We start from the raw sequence: 20608 nt of genomic DNA, 5'->3' as shown, positions 1-20608 counted from the left end.
TCTCCGAACGCTCAGGGCCGCTCGGGCCAGTGCCGGCCGAGCGGCTCTTTGCTGCGCAGAAGCGGGTCGGTGATGCCGTCCCAGCAGGCCAACGACGCGGAGTCCCACCCTGCGAGCTGGGATCCCGCCTCGTAGGCCGACTGGAAGAACTCCAGTGCGCAGCCCACCGGGTCGTCGTGCTTGCGCGCGTCGTCATAGGAGTAGTTCGCTGTGTGGCTGCCGCGCGCGGGAACCCATAGCGCCGTGTCCGGACGCAGAGTCTCCGCCTCGATCCCCTTCGGCTCGGGATACGTATAGGAGTAGAAGGTGGGCTCCGGCGTGTTGGGGTCGCCGTACCAGAACCCGGAGCTGATCTGCTCCCGGGAGTAGGACTCGCGGGTGGCGTCGTCCATGCCTTCGGGGGCGGGGATCTGCCGGGGCGAGTAGCGCTGGGTGGCGATGTCGAAGGAGTGCCAGAAGATCTGGACCGGGCTGACCTTCCCGGAGAACGCCGCGCCGAACTCCTCCAGGATCCGCCCCACCTGGCTGAAGACCCGGAACGCCTGGTGCGCGTGCTCCGGCACATAGGTCTTGTGCTCGGTGTCCTGCGCGAACGGCCGGTCCTTGTCGGGCTGGTCGTACGGATACGGCTTCGCGATGTGCGGGTCGATGTCCAGGGAGCGCAGCGCGTCCTGGGTCTGCGCGTAGAAGGACGCCACGGTCTGGTCGGTCAACGGGACCACCGCCTGCCCGCCGTGGTCGGTGTCGATCCGCAGCACGTGGTCGAAGAAGTCGAACTCGCACGTGAACAGCGGCCCCTGCCGCGCGCTGCCGAGCTCGACCGTGGACCACCCGCGCGGCCGGTTGCGCAGGGTGATGTGCCACCAGTGGTTGCGGCGGACCCCGCGGGCCAGCGCCACCTTCCCGACGATCTGCAAGTAGCGGTGCAACGTCTCGCGAGTGGGCTGCCACTCCTCATAGGGGAGCGCCGGGAGGACTTCCGTCGGGATCGCGGTCGACTCGGTCATGCCAGCGAGCCTAAGCGCGGATCCGCTTCGGCGCTTGTCGGCTCAGATCGCTGAGCGGACCGCCCCGACCGGCAGGCCTCCGCCGAGCAGCGGCGACTCCGCGAACCGGGCCAGCACCGGCGCCTCGACGCCGAGCCGCCGAAGTGCCGCGACCAGCACCGGGCCCACCGCCCGCCGCTCGTGGTCGCCGTCACCGACCTTCAGCGCCACCGCGCGGCCGTCCGGCAGCGCGACCGCCTGCACGCCCTCGGCGCCGCCCTTGGCCAGCAGCCCGGGGACCCCGGCCATCAGATCGGTGTCGAGGCGGTCGGTGCCCGAGACGTAGTCGGGGTGCGCCCGCATCGCGTCGGCCACCCGGCGCTCGGGCGAGGACGGCACGGCCAGCACCGCGGCCCGGAAGGCGCGGGCCAGGCCGATCAGCGAGATGCCGTGCAGCGGGGCGCCGCAACCATCGACGGCGTCGTAGCGGACCGGCTCGCCGGCCAGCCGCGCCACCGTGTCCCGCGTCGCGCGCTGGAGCGGATGCGCCGGATCCAGGTAGCCCGCGGTCGGCCAGCCGTTGTGCACGCAGGTGGCCAGCATCGCGGCGTGCTTGCCGGAGCAGTTCATGGTGATCCGCTGCTTGCCGCCCCCGGCCCGGACCATCGCCAGCTTCGCGGCCTCGGCCAACGGCCAGTCCGGCGGACAGGCCAGGTCGTCCTCGGCCAGCCCGGCGCCGGCCAGGATCTTGCGGACGCCCTCCAGATGGAACGGCTCGCCGGCGTGCGAGGCCGCGGCCAGTGCCAGCAGCTCGCCGTTCAGGTCCAGGCCCTGCTCCAGCATCGCCACCGCCTGCATCGGCTTGTTGCTGGAACGCGGCAGCATCACCTCGGCCGCGTCCCCGTACTCGAAGGCCACCGAGCCGTCGGCGGCCAGGGCCACCAGGCGGCCGTCGTGCCACCCCTCGGTGAAGCCGGAACGGACTATCTCGGCCAGCGGGACGACACCTTGCGCGGTCATGTGTGGTGCTACTCCATCTTCTGCTCCTCATTGAGCAGATCGTCGACGGTTGCCTGCCCCTCACGGTAGCGGCGGGCCAGCTCGGCCGCGAACCGGTCGACGACCCCCTGCGCGATGTGCCGGTACTCCGAGACCTCCTGCTCGAAGTCCTTCAGCGCCAGCCGGGCCTCGCCCAGCCGCGCGTCGGACAGGTCGAGCACCATCGCCGGCCCGGCGGCGTCGATCCGCTCCTCCATCCGCGAGCGGTACTCGCCGGGATCCGGGTCCGGGACGATGTCCATGTGCCTGGGCGAGCGCGCGTTGGCCGGCGGGTCGTCGGCCAGGATCGCCGCCAGGGACTCCACCAGGCGCGCCTCGGACCCGGCGGCCCGGCGCCGCAGCTCGGCATCGATTATGTCGATCCGCCCGTGCAGCACGCGCCGCAGGTAGGAGAGCTCGGACTCCTCCCGCAGCGCGTCGCCGCGCTCCCGCCGGATCGTGGCGACGTCGAGGGCCTCGACCTCGCCGGCCGACCGGCGTGCGGCGGCCAGGACGCGGTCGAGTCTGGTGGCTTGGGTGCCCATAACAGCATCGTTCCATGGGCGGGAATAGTGCGGATCGAGGTTGGCCCGATCGCCACCCGATCGCGACGGCCGGTACGTGCGACCGGCGGACTCCGGACTCAACCACCGACCTGAGGATGGGCTGTTCAGGACACCGGATGATGCGGATATCAACGGCTCGGAGCGCGGCGCCGTCTCACGCTTCGAACGGCGGGAAACACGGGCTCTGACATGAAATCGCCGGCCGCGGACGCCGGGGCTCGGAGCGGGAGCCTTCGGCGGCCTTCGGGCCGACGCGCTACTGGGCCCGGAGCATTCCTGGGACCGACGCACTTCTGGGCTCGACGCGCACCGGAGCCGGCATACCCGGGCGATCCGGCGCGCTCCCGGACCCGGCCCGTCCCCGCGATCCGGCGGCCAGGCCCGGCCCGGCCCCGGCCCCCTACCTCCCGGCCCGGAACGCCGGCCGCCGGTTGGCCCCGGTCTCCGGTGCCACGACGACCTCCTGCGCGGCCGGTACTCCGTCGGCCGTCAGCTGCTCCTCGACCGGCGTCGTCCGCTTGACCAGCGCCATCGCCACCGGGCCGAGCTCGTAGTGCCGAGCCGCCGACGTGACGTGGCCGACCACCCGGCCGTCCCCGGTCGTCACCTCCGCGCCGTGCGCGGGCAGGTGCTCCGGTGTGCCGTCGAGGTGCAGGAACACCAGGCGCCGCGGCGGGTGGCCGAGGTTGTCCACGCGCGCCACCGTCTCCTGGCCCCGGTAGCAGCCCTTGTTGAGGTGCACCGCGCCCGGGTGGTCCTCGGTGGCGATCCAGTCGACCTCGTGCGGGATGGTCCGGTCGTCGGTCTCCAGGCCGACCCGGGGCCGGTGCGCGGCGATCCGCAGGGCCTCGTAGGCCCACATCCCGGCGGGAGCCCCGGCGCCGCCGTCCTCGGCGAACGCGGCCAGGCGCTCGCGCGGCAGGAACAGCTCGTGCCCGAGGTCGACCTCGCGCGCCAGGACCCCGTCCGGAACCGGACCGGTGGTGAGAACCACGGCGTACTGGTCCGTGACGTCCTGCGGCTCGACCCGCATCATGAAGCGCATCTTCTCCAGGAACGCCAGGAGCTCCGGCGCGGTCCCCGGTTCCACGTGGAACCACGTCGCCTCGCCATCGTCGACGAGGTAGAGCGCGTGCTCGACCCGGCCCTGCGGAGACAGGATGAGCGCCTCCACGGCCTCCCCCGGCCGCAGCCGCTCCAGATGCTGGCTGGTGAAGGAGTGCAGCCAGGTCAGCCGGTCCGGCCCGGAGACGCGCAGCACACCCCGGTGCGACAGGTCGACGAACCCGGTCCGTTCCTCCGCCAAGCGCCGTTGCTCGCCGTGCGGATCGCCGTAGTGCGCGGCGACTCCGGCGTCCGGCGGATCGGCCGCGACGGCGGTGGGCAGGGTCAGCAACGGGCTCGTCATGGTTCCAGTCTCTCCTATCGCAAAGCGCCTGCTACGCTGCCGTTCTCCCGGTGCGGCGCGACCGCTGTTCAGCAGCGGTGCGGCCCACGGGGTTCACAGGTTTCACCAGTGCAACGCACAGGGCGGGGAAATCCATGGCAAGGCCGACGGTCGTCGCGTGGGCGGCGTGCGCGGTACTGACCTTGGCCGGTTCGCTGACGGTGGGCGGGATCGCGGCGGCGAAGGTCCGGGAGGAGCCGCGACTGGCGCCCGCGTCGCCCGCTCCCGCGCTCACGGCACCGGCGCAGGCGGCGGCACCGGCAGCGGCTCCCGGCGAACAGACAGTCCTGCCGGCGGCGGTGAACGCAGCTGGTGAGGTGACCACCGCGGGCTCCGCGGCCGGATCCGCTAAGGCCGGCGGCTCTATAACCCAGAGCGAACTGGACGCCTTCCTCGCCGCGCACAGCACAGCCCTTAAGGGAAAGGACCGCGCAGCCTTCCTGGCCGCCGTCGACCCCAAAAACGCGGACCTGCTCAAGCAGCAGGGACAGCTGTACGACAACCTCCAAAAGATCCCGTTCGCGTCGGCCGCCTACCGGTTCGGCAGCATGGACGGCGGTGAGAGCACCTTCGCGCAGGGCGCACAGGCAACCGTCGCCGTGAACTTCGACCACCAGATCACGGGCGTGGACACCGCCCCGGTCGAGGAGCAGTACCGCTGGACGGTCGTCCGAGGCGCCACCGGCCTCCAGGTCACAGCCGTGGACGCCCCCACGAACCGCCGCGGGTACCCCGCCCCGTGGGACTCCATAGCGAACCTGACCGTGCTGACCCGCAAGCACGTCGTGATCATGGCGGACGACACCTCGTCCAGCTTCGCCAAGAGCCGCGCCGACGCCCTTGAGAGCGACGCGCAGTACGACTTCGCGCACTGGACCGGCGGTACCGGGACCGCACCGGGATTCGCGGTCTTCCTGACCTCGAACCGCGACACCTACGAGGGCATCTACGACCAGGGCCGCGACGAGTCGGTCGGCGTCACCGTCCCCATGCCCGCCGTCTCGGACCCGTCGAGCGCCGGCGGCACCTATCCCAGCTCCCGGATAGCGATCGACACGACGCACTACAAGAACCTCGATCCGGCCGACGCCGACATCATCTTCAAGCACGAGATGACCCACGCGATGATCGATCCGTTCGAGAACTTGAGCGGGCGGTCCGAACAGGATCACCTCTGGGTCGTGGAAGGGTTCGCCGAGTGGGAGTCGCAGCGGATGTACTCCCCCACGGAGCTGCTGTACGACGGCGACACCCTCCACGCCTACGCGACCAAGCACGGAGCGCCTAAGGCCCTCCCCACAGACGCGCAGGTCTACAGCTCGGACTCGGACGCTTCCTCTCTGGGCTACTTCTACTCGCACATGGCGATGCGCTACATGGCCGGCAAGTGGAGCCCCGAGAAGGTGGACCAGTTCGTGTTGTACGTCTACAAGAACGCCACCTCGGCGACCTGTGTGGACGACGCCATGAAGAACGTCCTCAGTACTACGACAGACCAGTTCACGCAGGGATACGCGTCCTGGTACCGGAGTTCGCTATGAGTGGGAACGTACTACGCGGGCCTGTACTGCCGAGCCTTATAGCGATCGGCGTGCTCGCCGCCTCCGTTGCCGGGACCATCGCGCTGACGGGGAAGGACAGCACCGCGTCCGCGTCCTCGCCGACGCGAACCGCGCCACCGCCAGTGCGGAACGCCGCATGGGTCGTCAACGGCGCCCACGACGCACCGTCGCTCAGCGCGCTGACCGGCTTCTGGATCGGTCCGGACGTCGTCGTCCGCGGCGGCGTCGACGGACTGCACGCCATGAAGCGCGCCGACGGCTCCCCCGCCTGGGACCTCCCGGCACCGGGCGGCGGCGACGTCTGCGGAATGTCGGCGGGCGTGGACGCGGGCGTCGGCATCGTCGCGACGCAGGGGACGGCGCAGACCCGGGTCAACGCCGCCTCCGAGTGCGCGGTGATCTCCGCGATCGACATCGCCAGCGGCAAAGTCCTGTGGACGACGCCGGCCTCGATGTCGTTCGGCGATCCGGACGCCGGAGCCGCGGACTACGCGGCGGCCGGCGGAATGGCGATCATCGACTCGGACCGCGCCACCGCCGGGACCGGGATCGTCGCGCTGGACTTGAAGACCGGCGAGCAGAAGTGGAAGCACCCCGGGGACTGTGAGCATCGGCCGCACGCGTTCGCCGTGTCCGGCACGAAGGTGGCGATAGCGGAGGTCTGTTCGGGGCAGCCGCAGGCCACGGTGAAGGTGCTCGACGCCGCGACCGGGGCGGAGGTGCCCAACGCGGCGGTCCCCGCCGGCGCGGCGATGGCAGGGGTGTCGCATCCGGAGATCGTGAGCGCGGATCCGGTGGTCGCCGTCGACGACGGCACCACCCCGAAAGCGCTGAGCTTCGGCGGCGTCGCGACCCCGGTCGCCGTCTCCGGGCTCGACGGGCTGATGGCGGCGCTGACTGCGAACGCCGCGACGCGGGCCCAGGTCGGCGTCGGCGCGGGTGTGCTGTGCGCGGGCGGGCACCAGGCGGCGTGCTGGGGCGCCGACGGGAAGGCCGTCGCTCCCCGCGGACTGCCGAACGCCGCCGCCGAGCACCACGACGTGTACGCGGTGGTCGGGAACGCGGACGTGGCGCGGGTGGTGACGACCGGCGTGCCGGGGCACCCGCGGGCGTCGCTGTGCCGGGTGGCCGGCGACGGCGGCGTGGTGGTCGAGGCGGATCTCTCCCAGGCGGTCTCCGACTACCTCGGCAAGAGCGGGAACCCGGGCTCGTACTCCGTGTACGGCGACGCCAAGGACCTGTTCCTGCTGGATCCGCATCCCAACGGCCGGGCGGCGGTCATCGACGTGCGGTTGGGCTGAGGGGCGGCCGGCAGAGGCCGTCAGCGGCCGTCAGGGATTTCCAGGGGACGTCAGTAGCCGTCAGGCGGTCTCGTCGTCGCTCTCGGCGGCGGCCGCCGCGGCGGCAGCGCAATCGGCGCAGTTGCCGAACACCGCGAGATGCCGGACGTCGGTCTCGAAGCCGTAGTCGGCCCGGAGCCGGTCGACCAGCGGCCCGGCCGCCGAGTCCGCGGCCTCGACGATCCGGCCGCAGCCGCGGCAGACCAGGTGGACGTGCGCGGGCTGGTCGGCGGTGTGGTAGATCTGCGCGCCGTGGCCCAGGTGCGTGTGGGTGACCAGCCCGAGTTCCTCAAGCAGTTCGAGGGTCCGGTAGACCGTGGACAGGTTCACCCCGCGGGCGGTCCGGCGGACCTCTTCGCAGATCGCCTCCGGCGTGGCGTGGTCCAACGACGCGATGGCCTGCAGAACGAACTGACGCTGCGGCGTCAGGCGGTAGCCCTTCGCACGCAGCTCATTGGTGAGGTCCGTGGTCGCGGTCTCCATACCTCCACTATCCCACCGGACGGGGACAGCCTCAGCCACATAAAGTGCGCGGGACGGCTCGCGGACCCCGTGCCGGACCGGTCGCGATTCGCTAGTTCGTCGCCTTGAGCTGGGCGGACAGGTGCGACTGCATCGGCTGGCCCATCGCCGCCATGTCGAACGCCCATAGCAGGTCGCCCTGGACCAGACCGTAGAGCCGGTGGCCCGCGGTGTACTCCTTGGCGGTCTCGGTGCGCGCGACGACGTCGGTCCGCAGCTCGACCTTCGCGCCGTCGGCCTCGCCGACCCAGATCTCGGAGATGCCGGTCGGGTGCGCGAGGGTCACTTCGAGCAGCGTTCGGGTGGTGCCGGCGGTGCCGTTCTCCTCGGTCCGCTTCTGCGGACGCCAGTAGCCGGACTCCTGGGCCAGCGGCCGGACCTGGTTGCCCTCGTCGTCCAGCAGCCAGGACCGGGACCCGTACTTGAGGAAGGGCTTTTCCGGCGTGTAGGAGAAGACCACCTCTTGTCCGAAATTGAAGGACTCGATGGTCGGATAGCCGCCGACGCCGGCGCCCGCCCAGGTGCCGAGCAGGAAGGCCAGGGGAACGCAGTCGGGGTGCAGGTCCGAGGGGATCTCCAGAGGCATGACGGCCGGCCCCTTCCCGCTCTAGCCCTGGCCCTTGAAGAGGCGCAGGACGACGAAGGAAGCGAACCAGAGAACCAGCACGGCCACCAGGACCAGGAGGATGTCGAAAAGGGTCTGCACGCTCATGATCTGGAGTCTAGCGGAGGGGCGGGAGCGCGACTTGGTGAGGTTGGTCTCGGGGAGTGAACCCGGGAACCGGCCGCCGGCCGACCCGATCCCCGCCGCCGCGAGGGGCCGCGGATCGGCGCCGGACACGACGACGCCCGCCGCCGATTGCTCGGCGGCGGGCGCTCCCCTCATACGTCCTGCGCTGTACGTCTTGCGCTGTACGTCCTACGTTGTCCGTCCCGCGCTGTCGCGGTCAGACCGCGAGGGCGACCTCGGCGACCTCACCCAGGGTGGCCTCGACGGTGGCGTCGACCGTGCCGCCGGGGACCAGGGCGCGGACGGTCCAGGTGCCGGGGGCCGCGAAGAAGCGGAAGCCGCCTTCGGGGCTGGTGGGGACCTCGGCGGTGAACTCGCCGCCGGCGTCGAGCAGGCGCACGTAACCGGTGACGGGGCTGCCGTCCCGCGAGACCGCGCCCTGGATGACCGTTTCCTTCGCCACGTCCACTCCTTCGATGCTGTATCCGCCTGCGGGGGCTCCGCACGAGTCCGTCACTGCTGGCCGCCTTCCGGGCTGCCCGGCGCGGTGCCGAGGGCGACGGGGACGCCGACCAGCGACCCGTACTCGGTCCAGGAGCCGTCGTAGTTCTTCACGTTGGCCTGGCCCAGCAGCTCGTGCAGCACGAACCAGGTGTGGGCCGAGCGCTCGCCGATGCGGCAGTAGGCGATGGTGTCCTTGGCCAGGTCCACGCCCTCGGCCTCGTACAGCGCGGTGAGGTCGGCGTCGGACTTGAAGGTGCCGTCGTCGTTGGCCGCCTTGGACCACGGGATGTTCGCCGCGGTGGGCACGTGGCCCGGACGCTGGCTCTGCTCCTGCGGGAGGTGGGCCGGGGCCAGCAGCTTGCCGGAGTACTCGTCGGGGCTGCGGACGTCGACCAGGTTGCTGCTGCCGATCGCGGCCACGACGTCGTCGCGGTAGGCGCGGATCGACTGGTCCTGCGGCTGCGCGGTGTAGGAGGTGGCGGCCCGCGACGGGACCTCGGCCACCAGCTCGCGCGACTCCAGCTCCCACTTCTTGCGGCCGCCGTCGAGCAGCTTCACGTCGCCGTGGCCGTAGAGCTTGAAGTACCAGTACGCGTAGGAGGCGAACCAGTTGTTGTTGCCGCCGTAGAGGACCACCGTGTCGTCGTTGCCGATGCCGCGCTCGGAGAGCAGGGCCGCGAACTGCTCCTGGTTGACGAAGTCGCGGCGGACCGGGTCCTGGAGGTCGCGCTTCCAGTCGATCCGGACAGCGTTGCGGATGTGGTTCTTCTCGTAGGCGGCGGTGTCCTCGTCGACCTCGACGAGGACGACCTTCGGGTCGTCCAGGTGCGCCTGGACCCAGTCGGCGTCGACCAGGACGTCGTTGCGACTCATGGGAGTCCTCCGGATGGTTCGGGGTTCGGATCGGAGTGGGGTGAGGCCCGGGCCGCCTGGTTCGGCGGGGTACGGGCACGCGGAAGCAGGAGCGTGTCCATCATGGGTCCGCGCTGAAACGAAGGGCATTTCTTGAGGGCCTGACCGGGCGATTCACGCCAGGCGTCCGGACCCCGGCACCGGGATCAGGGAAGCGGCCGACCCTTCGGGGTCAGCGCATTCGACACAGGCAGGCGGCGACGCGGCACAGATCGACTGCGCGTCGCTTGGTGAAATCCGCCTGCTGCTTCATACAAGCGATGCTAGAGAGGGCTCGGGGCGGTGTCACGTATGTACCGCACTGTGAGACGCCGGTCTTAAGTTTCGCGCACACCGCTGGTCATGAGCCCATCGGGACCGAGATGTCGTAGCCGTGATCGTCGACCCGGACCTCGAAGTGATCGATCTGGTCCGGCGTCAGGTTGGTGGCGGCCGGGATGTCGATCTGCTTGCCCACCGACTTCCAGCTGGAGAGCTGGAATTTGTTCTGCTGTTTGTCGTAGACGAACAGCGTACAGACGGTGTGCGTCGGCGCGCCGCTCATCTTGGCGTCGACCCAGGTGCCCCAGCCGCGGCTCTCGTACGAGATCTGCGCGGTGACGCCGCTCTGCGTGACCGCGGGCAGCGCGGTGGACGCCGGCGCCCGCGCCGGAGTGCGGTGCTGCCCCATCGCGTAACCGCCGCCGAGCAGCGCGAGCACGGCCAGCCCGCCGGCGGTGCCCAGGACCAGGCGCCGCCGCAGCGGCTTCAGTGCCGGAAACCGCTTCTTGACTGCCGGAAACCGCTTCTTGGGCGGCGCCGGCTCCGGCATCGGGGCGCCGACCAGGCCGATGTCCATGATCCGCTTCACCCCGACGAACGAGGTGTACTCCGCCTGGCACTCCGGGCAGTCGGCCAGGTGCCGGCGCACTTCCCGGGCCTCGTCCGGGTCCAGGGCGCCCAGTGCCAGCGCCCCGATGGAGAACTTCAGGTCCTCGCGGTCGCACAGCTCCCGATTCACGGCTTGATCCCCCGTTCCTCGAAAGCGGTCCGCAGCGCGCGCAGCGCATAATACGTGCGCGACTTGACGGTACCCGGGGGAATGCCCAGCACTTTCGCCGCCTCGGCGACCGACAACCCCTTGAAGTAGGTCTCCCGCAGCACGGCCCGGTGGTCGGGGCTCAACGTCGTCATGGCCTCCGCCACCTCCCATCCCAGCAGGATCCGATCGTGGTCGTCCTCGACGACGGCGCCGCGCGCCGCCGCCAGATGCAGCCCTTCCTCCCCGACCTCCTGCGGCCGGGAGCGACGGGCCCGCGCGTGGTCCACCACGATGTTCCGGGCGACCGTGCACAGCCAGGCCCGCGGCGAGCCGCGGTCCGGCGCGAACGCCTCGGAGTGCTGCCAGGCCCGTAGGAACGTCTCCTGCACCACGTCCTCGGCCTGCGACCGGTCGCCGTTGGTCAGTTTGAGGACGTACCCGAGCAGCGGGCCGGCATGGTCCGCATAGAGCGATCTGAGGCGCTCCGCGTCCGCGCTCGCGACGTCCACACCAGGGACACGCAAGGGCGGCGGGTCCGGTTCAATTCGCCTCCACCACGCCACAACACCGCATGATGGCACTGACTGTGCTCCCGCGGCACCTCTTCGCATCCGCCCGGGCTTGAACCGCCGCCGGATCCGGGCCGTGTCATCTGTATGAAACGCACAGCACTCGTCTCCGGGGTCGCGGCGACGCTGCTGGTCACCGTGGCCGCGTGCTCGTCGGGCACGTCCGGCTCGGCCGGCTCAGCAAGCTCCTCCGGCTCGCCCGCCCCGTCTGTAACCTCGTCCTCGCCGATGTCGGCGGGCACCATCACGATCGCGAGTTTCGCGTTCTCCGGGCCGGTGACGGTCCCGGCCGGCGCGACGGTCACGGTGACCAACACCGATTCGGCGGACCACACCGTCACCGGGGACAGCCCCGGGCAGTTCGACGTGCGCGTGCCCGCCGGGCAGACCGTGACGTTCACCGCCCCGGCCGCGGCCGGCACCTACGCCTTCCACTGCTCGATCCATCCGGACATGCACGGCAAGCTCATCGTCCGTTGAGCCGGCCCGGGCTGGCCGGCCGCCGGCGGCCGCGGCCGCCCTTGCTCAGCCGGAGATCCCCGAGCTGGTGATGGTGACGTTGTCGGCCTCGGCGCGCACCCGCAGTCCGTCGGCGGACGTCTTCAGGTCATTGAGCTCGAGCGTGAGGTTCATCGGCAGCCCCCCGAGCGGGAGCGGGAAGTCGAGCTCCTTCGGGATCCGGCCGGCCAGGCCCGGGACCGAGGTCTCCACCTTCGAGGCGGTGAGCTGGAGCCGGTTGTCCGGGCCCAGTCCGAGCCGGCTCTGCAGGGTGACCTTGCCCAGCCCGGCGATCGGGCCGGTGACCCGGATGGTGTTGTCCGGGCCCGCGGCCAGGGTGAGGTCGTTCAGTCCCTGGGTGGCCGCCGCGGCCTCCAGGTCGGCCCAGCTGAAGAAGGCGATGCCGGAGAGCTGGTCGACCTTGGCCTGCTTGAAGCCGTCGGAGGGGGCCACGCCGTTGAGGTCCACGTGCAGGTCGCTGACCCGGATCCCGTTGCGCACCACGCCGCGGGCGTCCATCGAGACGTGGTCCAGCTTCATCCCGATCAGCTGGGTCAGGAACGGGAAGTTGCTGATCGTGACCGACGGCTTGGCCGCCAGGTTCTGCGAGGTCTGCACCCGCTTGGCGATCTGGCTCTCGGCGACCCCGACCGCGATCCGGTCCGCCGCCACGAACAGCCCCGCCAGCACGAGCAGCACGATCACCAGCCGCAGCGGCCACTTGCGCCGCCGGACCGGCGGCGGTGGCTGCGCCTGCCAGTTCAGCTGTTCGATCCCCTCCTCGTAAGTCATGTCACGAGGATAGCCGCGGCGTAGGACGCCAGGGCGGCCCCGGTGGCCGGGAGCGCGACCACCACGACCCGGCTGGAGCCCAGTTCAGGGTTGCGCGCGGCCACCAGACCGAGCAGCGCGCCGACCGCCGCGCCGACCGCGACGGCCGACTGGTCCAGGCGCGCGGCGGGCACGAACAAGCCGGTCAGGCCCGCGAACAGCAGCGCCGAGGCGGCCGCGCCGACGGCCCGGACGGTGCCCGGTTCCACGCCGCGCCGCCGCGCACGGAACACAGCGTCGGCGGCCACTAGGAAGAAACCCGCGCCGAGTCCCCCAGCTATCGCAGTGGCCGACTCGTCGGCCTGGAATTTGAAGGCGCCGACGGTGGCGGCGAGCACCGGCAGCGCGACCAGGACGGCGGTGCGGCGCGAGGCGTAGCCGGCCAGGTCGAGGATCGCCCAGGCGACGAGTATCTGGAGCGGCAGGACCACGGCCGCCACAGCTTTGGTGGAGACGAAGGAAGCGATGACGAGTGCCGCGGTCGATGCGCCCAGGAACGGGAGATGGGCCGGCAGGGGAAGCGCTTGGCGCTGGCGCGGAGGGGCTTCGGGGCGATAGTCGGGTGAGTACTCGGACGCATAGCCGGATGCGTAGTCCGATGCGTCGTCGGGTGCGTACTCGGTGTCGTAATAGTCGGCGTCGTAGTCCTCGGCGGCCCCGTCGGAGCGGCGGCGGGTTTCGAAGCGCGGCTCGGCGTATTCGTCTACGTACTGCTGACTTGTGTACTGCTGGCTTGTGTACTGCTCGCCTGTGTATTGCTCGGTGTAGCCGTGGTCGTCGTATTCCGAGTAGCTGTTCTCGGAGGCGTACATCTCTTCCGGCGAGGGCCGGCCCCGGCGCGAGTGCGGTCGCTGCGGCTCAGGCGCATAGGCTTGAGGTTCCTCATATTGAGGCGTTTCATAGCTATACGCCTCGTATGTCTCATGGGAACCTGTGTCATAAGAGCCGGTGTCATAAGAGGCGGCATCATAGGAACCGGTCTCGTAGGAGCCAGTGTCGTAGCCGTACTCGTAGCCCGGCTGCTGTTCCGCGTACCCCTGCTCGTAATAGCCGTCGTAGCCGTCTTCGTACGAAGGCGATTCGGTGGCCTCCGGCTCAGAAGCCGGCCGCCCACGTCGTCGGCCTGTGTACTCGCCCACCCTGCGTCCTCCTGCCGACGGCCTGCCAGCCTGCAAGGTACCAGGGGCGGGGGTTCAGCCTCCGGCGAACGGCGGCAGGACCTCCACCACCGCGCCCGGCGGCAGGGGCACGGCGGCCGGGTCGCGGAGTCCCACTGGGGCGCCGTCCACCAGGAACGAGGAACGCCGCACCACCGCGCCGAGCTCCACGCCGTGCCGCGCCACCGCGGCGGCCAGGACGTCGGCGAGCACCTCGCCGTCATAGGGCTCCTCGGCGATGCCGGCGGCCGCTTTCGCCCCGGCCCAGTAACGGATCAGCCCACTCATCCCACTTCTCCCTCCATCTCCTTCTCCAGCGGTTCGGCAGCGGGCAGGGCCCGTACCCATTGGCCGATCCGGCCTATCAGGTCCTCGTCCGCGGCCGCCTCGGCGTGCCCGAAACCGGGCTCGATCCACAGTTCCCGGGGTTCGCCGGCGGCGGCGTACAGCGCCTCGGCGTGGGCCACCGGGAAGTAGCGGTCGGCGTCGCCGTGCACAACCAGTAACGGCACCGGCGCAATCCGCTCCACCAGTTCCACCGGCGACTCGGGCACGGGATTCCAGCCGTCGGGCAGGATCCGGGTCTTCAGCACCACCGCGGACACCAGGCGCCCGGCGCGGCGCTCCACCAGCCAGTGCACCATTCTCATGGGCCGCGTCGACCTCTCGTACCACCACCCGGGCCCGCTCACGGAGACCACCGCGTCGGTCGGCGAACCCGGTCCGACGCCCGAGCCGCAGAGCCCGCCGTGCCGCACCACGACCGAGGCGCCCATCGAGAAACCCACTGTCGCTACATTCCGGTAACCGAGTACCCGTGCCCACTCGACCACCGCGTGCAGGTCGAGCACCTCCAGATCACCGACCGTCGATCTCCCGTATGACTGTCCGTGACCGCGGAAATCGAATGCGATCACCCCGCCATATGCTCGTAACGTTCTCACGATCCGGGACATGTCCGCGCCACGCCACGATCCGCTGAATCCGTGGCACACCACGAATGCCCAGCGGCGGTCCACACCCGCCCTGTGCACCGCGTTGAGCCGCACGCCATCGGCGGTGAGCAGGGTCTGGCCACCCCCGCGACGGCTGGAGCTGCGCCTTTGCCCAGGTAAAATACGTGTGAACTCCGGCACGGAAACCTCGGGGAAACGGCTCATGACGGCTATCCTCTCTAACAGAGGACCAGGGCGATGAAGCCCCAAGGGTCCTCTGTGTGTTTTCTGGCGGGCGTCAACAAGAAAACGCCCCCGGACTGGCGAGGAGCGATCCGCGGATGTCCAACTTGTTGTTGTTGACCAACTCCCTCACCCCGTCCTCCGAGGTGCTCCCGGCCCTCGGCCTGCTGCTGCACAACGTCCGTGTGGCGCCGGCGGAGGCCTCCGCGCTGATCGACACTCCACCTGCCGACGCCATCCTGGTGGATGCCCGGCGCGATCTGCCGCAGATGCGCTCGTTGTGCCGGCTGCTGCGCACCACCGGAGTGGACTGCCCGTTGTTGCTGATCACCACCGAGGGCGCGCTGGCCGCGGTCACCGCCGAGTGGGGCATCGACGACGTGCTGCTGGAATCGGCCGGACCGGCCGAGGTGGAGGCCCGGCTGCGGCTGGCGGCCGGGAAGCTGGCGGCCGGCGCGGTCGCCGACGACGTGCCGCTGGAGATCAAGAACGGCGACCTGTCGATCGACGAGGGCACGTACACCGCGCGGATCCGCAACCGCGTGCTGGACCTGACCTTCAAGGAGTTCGAGCTGATCAAGTACCTGGCGCAGCACCCGGGCCGGGTGTTCACCCGGGCGCAGCTGCTCCAGGAGGTCTGGGGCTACGACTACTTCGGCGGCACCCGCACCGTGGACGTGCACGTCCGGCGGCTGCGCGCGAAGCTCGGCGTGGAGCACGAGGCGCTGATCGGCACCGTGCGCAACGTCGGCTACCGGTTCGTCACGCCGGACAAGCGCGGCTCGGGCTCGGGCTCCGGCGGGGCCGCCGGCGGCGGGTCGGTCGACGCCCGCGCCGCCGACCCCGAACCGGCCCGTAGCGTGGTGGGGTGAATGGAAACGCAGGTATTTCCGTAGGCGTCCTCCGCCAGGTGTCCGAGGCGGACGTCGCCGCGATCCGGGCCCTGGCCGGGGCCGCGGAACAGGCAGACGGTGTGGCGCCGCTCCCGGAGCAGGTCCTGCTCCAGCTGAAGCACCAGAGCGGCGCCGACATCTGGCACTTCGTGGCCCGGCGACTGTCAGGCCGGTCCTCGGAGCTGATCGGGTACGCGATCCTGGACAAGACCGAACTCGAGGAAGGTCCGTCCGCCGAGGTCGTGGTGGCCCCGTCGTCGCGCCGCCAGGGCGTCGGCGGGGCCTTGCTCGACGCCTTGCGGATGAAGGTCCGGCGCACCGACCCGCCGCTGCGGGTGTGGGCGCACGGCGGGCTCCCGGCCGCCGCCGCCCTGGCCGCCAAGCGCGGCCTGGAGCCGGTCCGCGAGCTCTGGGTGATGGCCCGGCCGCCGGCCGAGGTGCCGCCGGCCCCCGCGATCGAAGGCGTGACCGTGGCCGCCTTCCGGCCCGGCACCGACGACGAGGCCTGGGTCGAGCTCAACGCCCGGGCCTTCGCCCACCACCCGGAACAGGGTTCGATGACGGTCGCCGACCTGCGCGCGCGGATGGCCGAGCCCTGGTTCGACCCGGCCGGCTTCTTCCTGGCCTGGCGGGACGGGAAGCTGGTCGGCTTCCACTGGACCAAGGTGCACGACCACAGCGCCTACGGCCAGGGCCCGGTCGGCGAGGTGTACGTGCTGGGCGTCGATCCCTCCGAACAGGGCCGCGGCCTCGGCAAAGCCCTGACATTGATCGGATTGGCGCACCTGCGGGAGCGCGGCCTCGGCACGGTGATCCTCTACGTGGAGGGCGACAACGGGCCGGCCGTCGCCGTGTACAGCAAGCTCGGGTTCACCCGGCGCAGCGCCGACATCATGTACCGCATGCCCTGACCGCGCCGTGCGCCCTGTGCGCCCCGTACGCCCTGTGCGCCCCGTGAGCCCGGTCGGCGGACCCGCCGACCGGGCTCAGTCGCTGACGCCGACCAGCTGCGCGTACACCACCAGGTTGTCGGCGTAGTGCTTGCCGTCGAACGCGCCGCCGCAGGTGATCAGCCGCAGCTGCGCGCCGTCGGAGTCGTCGCCGGACCCGTACACGCGCTGCGCCGGGAACCGCCCCTTGTCCACCACCTCGACCGAGTTGACCCGGAACTGCGCGTGCTTCTTGTCGGCGCGGTCCACCACCACCAGGGCGCCGGGCTGCACATTGCCGAGCGGGTAGAACACCGCGCGGCCGTACTCGGTGTCGACGTGGCCGACGATGACCGCCGCGCCGCGCTCCCCCGGCGTCGGGTTGCCGATGAACCACCCGGCCTCGGTCGGCACCGACGTCGGCGGCACCGCGACCGCGCCGTCGGCGTCCAGGCCGAGCCGGATCAGCGGGGCGTCGATGCCGACCGAGGGCACCTTCACCCGCAGCGGCACCGAGCGCGCCAGCGGGGGCGCGCTCGGACCGGACCAGCTGCCGAACAGCGCGCCCCGCGAGGGCGAGGGCGGTCCGGTCAGGGCGCTGACCCCGGAACTGAGCAGTCTGAAACCGGCCAGCACCACGGCCACCGCCAGGACGACCTTCAGGGTGCGGCGCCGACCCGGCGGGCCGGCGCGTCCCGGGCCGGCCGCCGGGGCCGGATCACCCGACATGCGTGCCGGAGGCCCCGCGGCGCCGCATCGTCCACAGGCCGTAGCCGATGCCGCCGGCCACCAGCGCCAGGCCGCCGGCGGTCATGCCGACGTCGCCCTTCATCACCGAGCCGCCGCCGCCGGCCTTCGGCGGGTTGGTCGGGTGCGCGCCGCCGTAGACGGTGATGCTGGTGACGCCGTTCAGCTTGTTGGCGCCGGTCCCGCAGGTCACGTTCACCGACCACTGGCCGTCCTGCGCCGTGGAGACGATGGTCGCCGTGCCGGCCAGGCCCGCGCCCTTGGGGTTGCGGGTCAGCGAGACCGAGCCGTTGTTGGCGAACACCGAGGAGGTGGCCGTACCGCTCTCGGGCTGGATGCAGGTCGGCACCGTGATCAGCACCTGCTGCCCGGGCTTGGCCGCGCTGGGGGCGATCTCCACCGCCGGGCCGCTCAGGCCGCTGCCCGAGCTGCCGCTGTCGGCGGAGAAGGCGTCCGGCGCCGCGGCGCCGGACGCGCCGGACACCCCCGTGGCACCGGAGACGCCCGTGGCGCCGGACACTCCGGACACTCCGGAGGCCACGCCGTTCACGCCGCTCGACAGGCTCTGAACGCCGCCGGACAGGCTCTGGTACCCGCTTTGCAGGTTCTGGTAGCCGCTCTGCAGGTTCTGGTAGCCGTTCGAGACCGCGGAGGCGCCGTTCTTGACGTTGTCCACGAGGTCTCCGGCGCTGGCGTGCGTGTTCATCATCCACAACAGCGCGGCCGCACCGCCGCCCACCACCAGGGTCTTCATCCCGAACATCTCGGGGGCCTCCTCCTCGATCAGGGTTCGAAGCGGCAAAAGCAGGGGAGGTGTGCTCGGGCGGACCCGGGTACACCTTCCAGATCCATCGATACCGTCGTGGAAGGGGTTTCACCTGTTGAGCAGCGCATTTTCGCCCGGATGGCGCACGCGTTCACCCGGACGCCGAGAATCCACCCTCCGGCTACCCGCCGTTCATCGCCACGTGTCAGGCTGACAATCATGACCGGCCCGGCCCCCGAGACACGCTTCCTGGACCGGGAGATCTCCTGGCTCCGCTTCAACGAGCGCGTCCTCGAACTCGCCCAGGACTCAGCCCAGGTTCCCCTGTTGGAACGGGCGCGCTTCCTGGCGATCTTCGCCTCGAATCTCGACGAGTTCTACATGGTGCGGGTCGCCGGGCTGCGCCGCCGGCTGGCCACCGGGGTGGCCACCACCTCGGCCTCCGGCCTGCCCCCGGTCGAGGTGCTGCGCCGGATCCTGGCCGAGACCAGGGAGCTGATGGCCCGGCACGCCGCGGTCTTCCAGGAGAAGCTGCGCCCGGAGCTGTCGGCGGCCGGGATCGCCATCATCCGCTGGCACGATCTGGACGGCGAGGAGCGGGAGAAGCTGTTCCAGCTGTTCCGCTACCAGCTGTTCCCGGTGCTGACGCCGCTGGCGGTGGACCCGGCGCACCCGTTCCCCTACATCTCCGGGCTGTCCCTGAACCTGGCGGTCTCGCTGCGCGACCCGGACACCGGGCAGGAGCACTTCGCCCGGGTGAAGGTGCCGCCGCTGCTGCCCCGCTTCGTGGAGGCCGGCCCCGGGCGCTACGTGCCGGTCGAGGACGTCATCGCCGCGCACCTGGAGCTCTTGTTCCCGGGCATGGAGATCCTGGACCACCACGCGTTCCGGGTGACCCGCAACGAGGACCTGGAAGTCGAGGCGGACACCGACGAGAACCTGCTGCAGGCGCTGGAGCGGGAGCTGATGCGCCGCCGGTTCGGCCCGCCGGTCCGGCTGGAGGTCGACGAGAACATCCGGCCCCAGGTGCTGGACCTGCTGGTGCGCGAGCTGGACATCAACGAGGACGAGGTCTTCAAGCTCTCCGCGCCGCTGGACCTGACCGGGCTGCACCAGATCGCCGACATCGGCAAGCGCGGCGAGTACAGCGAGCTGCGCTTCCCCTCGTTCGTCACCAAGACCCACCCGGACCTGGCCGACGAGGGGCCGGGCAAACCGGCCGACGTGTTCGCCGCGATCCGGCGCCGGGACATCCTGCTGCACCACCCCTACGACTCCTTCGCCACCAGCGTGCAGGCCTTCCTGGAGCAGGCCGCGGCCGATCCGGACGTGCTGGCGATCAAGCAGACGCTGTACCGGACCAGCGGCGACTCGCCGATCGTGGACGCCCTGGTGGACGCCGCCGAGGCCGGCAAGCAGGTGCTGGTGCTGGTGGAGATCAAGGCCCGGTTCGACGAGCACGCCAACATCTCCTGGGCCCGCAAGCTGGAGCAGGCCGGCTGCCACGTGGTCTACGGGCTGATCGGCCTGAAGACGCACTGCAAGCTCTCGCTGGTGGTGCGCCGCGAGGGCGGGTTCCTGCGCCGCTACTCGCACGTCGGCACCGGCAACTACAACCCCAAGACCGCCCGGCTCTACGAGGACCTGGGCCTGCTCACCTGCGACAACGAGATCGGCGCGGACCTGTCGGACCTGTTCAACCGGCTGTCCGGGTTCGCCCACCCGACCAAGTTCGGGCGGCTGCTCACCGCGCCGAACGCGCTGCGGCCCGGGCTGATCGAGCTGATCGGGCAGCAGAAGGCGCGGGCCGAGGCCGGCGAGCCGGCCCGGATCCGGATCAAGGTGAACTCCATCGTCGACGAGGCGGTGATCGACGCCCTGTACGCGGCCTCGGACGCCGGCGTCCAGGTGGAGATGTGGGTGCGCGGCATCTGCGCGCTGCGGCCCGGGGTCGAGGGCCTGAGCGAGAACATCCGGGTGCGCAGCGTGCTGGGCCGGTTCCTGGAGCACTCGCGGGCCTTCGTGTTCGGGGTCGGGGACCAGACCGAGGTCTGGATCGGCAGCTCGGACCTGATGCACCGGAACCTGGACCGCCGGGTGGAGGCCCTGGTGCGGCTGGTCGAACCGCAGCAGCGGCGGGCCATCACGGCCCTGTTCGATCTGGCGATGGACCCCAAGACCGGAGCCTGGGACCTGGCCGGCGACGGGACCTGGACCCGCTCGGAGTACGCGCAGGACGGCTCACCGCTGGCGGACGTGCAGAGCACGCTGATCGCCGGCCGGGCCGACTGGTGGAGCCGGCGGCCGGGGTGAGCGAGGCGGACGCTGTGGGGGAGACAGCGGGCAGGACGGACCGTCCGAGGGTGCCGGACGGTTCGGGACACGCAGCACGAAGGATCAGTACCGCCATCC

Annotated in this window: 23 protein-coding genes; 6 read left to right on the top strand and 17 right to left on the bottom strand. The window is 71.0% G+C overall.

Annotation, left to right across the window (positions count from 1 at the left end):
* Positions 1–11: 11 nt before the first annotated feature.
* The 4 genes from ABD481_RS01855 to ygfZ form a co-directional block, all read right to left on the bottom strand.
* A complete protein-coding gene (locus tag ABD481_RS01855; protein ID WP_344663699.1) occupies positions 12–1007 on the bottom strand; it encodes a DUF5996 family protein in 996 nt (331 codons plus the stop codon).
* Positions 1008–1049: 42 nt separating this feature from the next.
* Positions 1050–2006 carry an asparaginase gene (locus ABD481_RS01850; protein ID WP_344663698.1) on the bottom strand — a complete coding sequence of 319 codons (957 nt, stop codon included), beginning with the start codon at positions 2004–2006 and terminating at the stop codon, positions 1050–1052.
* A gap of 8 nt (positions 2007–2014) precedes the next feature.
* Positions 2015–2569 carry an RsiG family protein gene (locus ABD481_RS01845; protein ID WP_344663697.1) on the bottom strand — a complete coding sequence of 185 codons (555 nt, stop codon included), beginning with the start codon at positions 2567–2569 and terminating at the stop codon, positions 2015–2017.
* A gap of 421 nt (positions 2570–2990) precedes the next feature.
* Complete coding sequence (gene ygfZ / locus ABD481_RS01840) at positions 2991–3998, bottom strand: CAF17-like 4Fe-4S cluster assembly/insertion protein YgfZ (RefSeq protein WP_344663696.1); 1008 nt, start codon at positions 3996–3998, stop codon at positions 2991–2993.
* Between the two features lie 134 nt (positions 3999–4132).
* On the opposite strand from ygfZ, the gene ABD481_RS01835 reads away from it, so the two are divergent.
* Positions 4133–5578: a hypothetical protein gene (locus tag ABD481_RS01835; protein WP_344663695.1), complete on the top strand. Its 1446-nt coding sequence runs from the start codon at positions 4133–4135 to the stop codon at positions 5576–5578.
* Positions 5575–6900 carry an outer membrane protein assembly factor BamB family protein gene (locus ABD481_RS01830; RefSeq protein ID WP_344663694.1) on the top strand — a complete coding sequence of 442 codons (1326 nt, stop codon included), beginning with the start codon at positions 5575–5577 and terminating at the stop codon, positions 6898–6900. The genes ABD481_RS01835 and ABD481_RS01830 overlap by 4 nt, the downstream gene beginning before the upstream one ends.
* 60 nt (positions 6901–6960) lie before the next feature.
* Here ABD481_RS01830 and ABD481_RS01825 read toward each other — a convergent pair whose 3' ends face one another.
* From ABD481_RS01825 to ABD481_RS01800, 7 genes are all read right to left on the bottom strand, one after another.
* Complete coding sequence (locus tag ABD481_RS01825; RefSeq protein WP_344663693.1) at positions 6961–7422, bottom strand: Fur family transcriptional regulator; 462 nt, start codon at positions 7420–7422, stop codon at positions 6961–6963.
* Positions 7423–7513: 91 nt separating this feature from the next.
* Positions 7514–8047 carry a heme-binding beta-barrel domain-containing protein gene (locus tag ABD481_RS01820; RefSeq protein ID WP_344663692.1) on the bottom strand — a complete coding sequence of 178 codons (534 nt, stop codon included), beginning with the start codon at positions 8045–8047 and terminating at the stop codon, positions 7514–7516.
* 361 nt (positions 8048–8408) lie between these two features.
* The gene (locus ABD481_RS01815) at positions 8409–8708 is read right to left on the bottom strand and encodes a DUF1416 domain-containing protein (RefSeq protein WP_344663691.1); all 300 of its coding nucleotides are present in this window, start codon (positions 8706–8708) and stop codon (positions 8409–8411) included.
* A complete protein-coding gene (locus ABD481_RS01810; RefSeq protein ID WP_344663690.1) occupies positions 8705–9568 on the bottom strand; it encodes a sulfurtransferase in 864 nt (287 codons plus the stop codon). The genes ABD481_RS01815 and ABD481_RS01810 overlap by 4 nt, the downstream gene beginning before the upstream one ends.
* A gap of 211 nt (positions 9569–9779) precedes the next feature.
* Positions 9780–9860 (bottom strand): Ms5788A family Cys-rich leader peptide, encoded by an 81-nt coding sequence (locus ABD481_RS47315; RefSeq protein ID WP_344661945.1) that lies wholly within the window; start codon positions 9858–9860, stop codon positions 9780–9782.
* Positions 9861–9947: 87 nt separating this feature from the next.
* The gene (locus tag ABD481_RS01805; protein ID WP_344663689.1) at positions 9948–10607 is read right to left on the bottom strand and encodes an anti-sigma factor family protein; all 660 of its coding nucleotides are present in this window, start codon (positions 10605–10607) and stop codon (positions 9948–9950) included.
* The gene (locus ABD481_RS01800; protein WP_344663688.1) at positions 10604–11152 is read right to left on the bottom strand and encodes a sigma-70 family RNA polymerase sigma factor; all 549 of its coding nucleotides are present in this window, start codon (positions 11150–11152) and stop codon (positions 10604–10606) included. The genes ABD481_RS01805 and ABD481_RS01800 overlap by 4 nt, the downstream gene beginning before the upstream one ends.
* 132 nt (positions 11153–11284) lie before the next feature.
* On the opposite strand from ABD481_RS01800, the gene ABD481_RS01795 reads away from it, so the two are divergent.
* Positions 11285–11677 carry a cupredoxin domain-containing protein gene (locus ABD481_RS01795; RefSeq protein ID WP_344663687.1) on the top strand — a complete coding sequence of 131 codons (393 nt, stop codon included), beginning with the start codon at positions 11285–11287 and terminating at the stop codon, positions 11675–11677.
* A 45-nt stretch (positions 11678–11722) separates the two neighbouring features.
* On the opposite strand, the gene ABD481_RS01790 is transcribed toward ABD481_RS01795, so the two are convergent.
* The 4 genes from ABD481_RS01790 to ABD481_RS01775 form a co-directional block, all read right to left on the bottom strand.
* Entirely contained in the window at positions 11723–12487 is a 765-nt protein-coding gene (locus ABD481_RS01790) for an LmeA family phospholipid-binding protein (protein WP_344663686.1), read from the bottom strand.
* Positions 12484–13338, bottom strand: a complete 855-nt coding sequence (locus ABD481_RS01785; RefSeq protein ID WP_344663685.1) for a TgpA N-terminal domain-containing protein — start codon at positions 13336–13338, stop codon at positions 12484–12486. The genes ABD481_RS01790 and ABD481_RS01785 overlap by 4 nt, the downstream gene beginning before the upstream one ends.
* Before the next feature lie 381 nt (positions 13339–13719).
* A complete protein-coding gene (locus ABD481_RS01780; RefSeq protein ID WP_344663684.1) occupies positions 13720–13971 on the bottom strand; it encodes a MoaD/ThiS family protein in 252 nt (83 codons plus the stop codon).
* Positions 13968–14843 carry an alpha/beta hydrolase gene (locus tag ABD481_RS01775; protein WP_344663683.1) on the bottom strand — a complete coding sequence of 292 codons (876 nt, stop codon included), beginning with the start codon at positions 14841–14843 and terminating at the stop codon, positions 13968–13970. Before ABD481_RS01775 ends, ABD481_RS01780 begins: the two co-directional genes overlap by 4 nt.
* Before the next feature lie 116 nt (positions 14844–14959).
* Here ABD481_RS01775 and ABD481_RS01770 point away from each other — a divergent pair, with 116 nt between their 5' ends.
* Both ABD481_RS01770 and mshD read left to right on the top strand, forming a co-directional pair.
* Complete coding sequence (locus ABD481_RS01770; protein ID WP_344663682.1) at positions 14960–15733, top strand: response regulator transcription factor; 774 nt, start codon at positions 14960–14962, stop codon at positions 15731–15733.
* Positions 15730–16665 (top strand): mycothiol synthase, encoded by a 936-nt coding sequence (gene mshD / locus ABD481_RS01765; protein ID WP_425559093.1) that lies wholly within the window; start codon positions 15730–15732, stop codon positions 16663–16665. The genes ABD481_RS01770 and mshD overlap by 4 nt, the downstream gene beginning before the upstream one ends.
* A 75-nt stretch (positions 16666–16740) precedes the next feature.
* Here mshD and ABD481_RS01760 read toward each other — a convergent pair whose 3' ends face one another.
* Both ABD481_RS01760 and ABD481_RS01755 read right to left on the bottom strand, forming a co-directional pair.
* Entirely contained in the window at positions 16741–17412 is a 672-nt protein-coding gene (locus ABD481_RS01760; protein WP_344663680.1) for a class F sortase, read from the bottom strand.
* Positions 17402–18232, bottom strand: a complete 831-nt coding sequence (locus tag ABD481_RS01755) for a hypothetical protein (protein WP_344663679.1) — start codon at positions 18230–18232, stop codon at positions 17402–17404. The genes ABD481_RS01760 and ABD481_RS01755 overlap by 11 nt, the downstream gene beginning before the upstream one ends.
* 183 nt (positions 18233–18415) lie before the next feature.
* Here ABD481_RS01755 and ABD481_RS01750 point away from each other — a divergent pair, with 183 nt between their 5' ends.
* Entirely contained in the window at positions 18416–20509 is a 2094-nt protein-coding gene (locus ABD481_RS01750) for an RNA degradosome polyphosphate kinase (protein WP_344663678.1), read from the top strand.
* Positions 20510–20608: the final 99 nt, after the last annotated feature.

It is taken from the genome of Catenulispora yoronensis (genome assembly GCF_039531695.1).
GTDB lineage: Bacteria > Actinomycetota > Actinomycetes > Streptomycetales > Catenulisporaceae > Catenulispora > Catenulispora yoronensis.
The sequence above is the reverse complement of the archived record's forward strand: the minus strand, read 5'-3'. Positions and strand labels throughout refer to the sequence as shown.

Coding starts and splice junctions, on each gene's coding strand:
- ABD481_RS01855 (WP_344663699.1), bottom strand. CDS start 1,007: ATGACCGAGTCGACCGCGATCCCGACGGAAGTCCTCCCGGCGCTCCCC.
- ABD481_RS01850 (WP_344663698.1), bottom strand. CDS start 2,006: ATGACCGCGCAAGGTGTCGTCCCGCTGGCCGAGATAGTCCGTTCCGGC.
- ABD481_RS01845 (WP_344663697.1), bottom strand. CDS start 2,569: ATGGGCACCCAAGCCACCAGACTCGACCGCGTCCTGGCCGCCGCACGC.
- ygfZ (WP_344663696.1), bottom strand. CDS start 3,998: ATGACGAGCCCGTTGCTGACCCTGCCCACCGCCGTCGCGGCCGATCCG.
- ABD481_RS01835 (WP_344663695.1), top strand. CDS start 4,133: ATGGCAAGGCCGACGGTCGTCGCGTGGGCGGCGTGCGCGGTACTGACC.
- ABD481_RS01830 (WP_344663694.1), top strand. CDS start 5,575: ATGAGTGGGAACGTACTACGCGGGCCTGTACTGCCGAGCCTTATAGCG.
- ABD481_RS01825 (WP_344663693.1), bottom strand. CDS start 7,422: ATGGAGACCGCGACCACGGACCTCACCAATGAGCTGCGTGCGAAGGGC.
- ABD481_RS01820 (WP_344663692.1), bottom strand. CDS start 8,047: ATGCCTCTGGAGATCCCCTCGGACCTGCACCCCGACTGCGTTCCCCTG.
- ABD481_RS01810 (WP_344663690.1), bottom strand. CDS start 9,568: ATGAGTCGCAACGACGTCCTGGTCGACGCCGACTGGGTCCAGGCGCAC.
- ABD481_RS47315 (WP_344661945.1), bottom strand. CDS start 9,860: ATGAAGCAGCAGGCGGATTTCACCAAGCGACGCGCAGTCGATCTGTGC.
- ABD481_RS01795 (WP_344663687.1), top strand. CDS start 11,285: ATGAAACGCACAGCACTCGTCTCCGGGGTCGCGGCGACGCTGCTGGTC.
- ABD481_RS01790 (WP_344663686.1), bottom strand. CDS start 12,487: ATGACTTACGAGGAGGGGATCGAACAGCTGAACTGGCAGGCGCAGCCA.
- ABD481_RS01785 (WP_344663685.1), bottom strand. CDS start 13,338: ATGTACGCCTCCGAGAACAGCTACTCGGAATACGACGACCACGGCTAC.
- ABD481_RS01780 (WP_344663684.1), bottom strand. CDS start 13,971: ATGAGTGGGCTGATCCGTTACTGGGCCGGGGCGAAAGCGGCCGCCGGC.
- ABD481_RS01775 (WP_344663683.1), bottom strand. CDS start 14,843: ATGAGCCGTTTCCCCGAGGTTTCCGTGCCGGAGTTCACACGTATTTTA.
- ABD481_RS01770 (WP_344663682.1), top strand. CDS start 14,960: ATGTCCAACTTGTTGTTGTTGACCAACTCCCTCACCCCGTCCTCCGAG.
- ABD481_RS01760 (WP_344663680.1), bottom strand. CDS start 17,412: ATGTCGGGTGATCCGGCCCCGGCGGCCGGCCCGGGACGCGCCGGCCCG.
- ABD481_RS01750 (WP_344663678.1), top strand. CDS start 18,416: ATGACCGGCCCGGCCCCCGAGACACGCTTCCTGGACCGGGAGATCTCC.